Source organism: Kineococcus xinjiangensis (assembly GCF_002934625.1).
Lineage (GTDB): Bacteria > Actinomycetota > Actinomycetes > Actinomycetales > Kineococcaceae > Kineococcus_A > Kineococcus_A xinjiangensis.
In genome coordinates this window covers 1-1,372 of the sequence record NZ_PTJD01000036.1, presented here as the reverse complement: position 1 = coordinate 1,372, position 1,372 = coordinate 1, and the positions used below count along the sequence as shown (strand labels likewise).

General features: G+C 68.0%; 1 protein-coding gene. It reads left to right on the top strand.

Annotated features, from left to right (window positions below):
• The first annotated feature begins 51 nt into the window (after window positions 1-51).
• Window positions 52-1,343, top strand: a protein-coding gene (locus CLV92_RS20790; RefSeq protein WP_104435993.1) for an IS3 family transposase whose coding sequence is annotated in 2 segments (ribosomal slippage) — window positions 52-340 and window positions 340-1,343 — 1,293 coding nt in all. Because the reading frame shifts where the segments join, the coding sequence is not laid out codon by codon here.
• The last annotated feature ends 29 nt before the right edge of the window (window positions 1,344-1,372 follow it).

Genomic DNA, 1,372 nt, shown 5'->3' with positions numbered 1-1,372 from the left:
TGAACCGCCCCGGCGAGTCCGGAGACTCCGTTCCTTGGGAAGGATGGAGTCATGTCAGGGAGCACGTCCAAGCGTTACCCCGCGGAGTTGCGTGAGCGGGCGGTCCGGATGGTCGCGGAGGTCCGTGCCGATCACGACTCGGAGTGGGCGGCGATGACCAGGGTCGCTGAGCTGCTCGGAGTCGGGACCCCGGAGACGGTGCGCAAGTGGTGCCGACAGGCTGAGATCGACGCCGGTGACAAGCCCGGCGTCACGACCGGGGACTCAGCGGAGCTGAAGCGCCTGAAGCGGGAGAACGCTGAGCTGAAGCGAGCCAACGCCATCCTCAAGGCGGCGTCGGCTTTCTTCGCGGCCGAACTCGACCGGCCACAGCGCTGATCGTGGCGTTCATCGACGAGCACGTCGGTCAACGCCACGAGGACGCCGAGGGGCAGGGTCTGCGGTGGGGTGTCGAGTCGATCTGCGCCCAGCTCACCGAGCTGGGCGCCAAGATCGCCCCCGCGACGTACTACGAGCACCGTGCTCGCACCCCCACCGCCCGCCAGGTGCGCGATGCGGAGCTGAGGCCGCGCATCGCCGCGGTGCACGCGGCGAACTACGGCGTCTACGGGGCGCGGAAGGTGTGGCTGACGCTGAACCGTGAGCGGGCGGCCGACGAGCCGCCCATCGCCCGATGCACCGTCGAGCGGCTCATGAAGGAGCTCGGGCTGCACGGTGCGGTGCGTGGGAAGGTCAAGCGCACCACGATCAGCGATCCTCGGACACCGAAGCCGCACGACCTGGTCGAGCGGAACTTCCACCCCCTCGCGCCGGACCGGCTGTGGGTCGCCGACTTTACCTACGTCTCGACGTGGTCCGGCTGGTGCTACACCGCCTTCGTGATCGACGCCTACGCCCGGCGCATCCTCGGCTGGTCGGTGTCCACAACGATGACCAGCCAGTTCGTCGTCGACGCCGTCGAGCAGGCGATCTGGACCCGACATCGCGACGGTCACGACCTCACCGGGCTCATCGCCCACCACGACCACGGTGTCCAGTACCTATCGGTGGCCTACTCCGAACGCCTCGACACAGCCGGCGTCAAGCCCTCCACCGGCGCCGTGGGCTCCTCGCACGACAACGCACTCGCAGAGTCGATCATCGGGCTCTACAAGACCGAACTCATCAAGCCACGACGGCCATGGAAAGGGCTCGACGACCTCGAGATCGCGACCGCCGAGTGGGTCGACTGGTACAACCACCGCCGCCCCTTCGAGTACTGCGACGACCTCACACCCGTCGAGGCCGAGCAGGCTCACTACGCTCACCACCAGACCCCGACACCGGTCGGAGCCTCAGAGTAGGAAGTCTCCGGACTCGCCGGGGCGGTTCA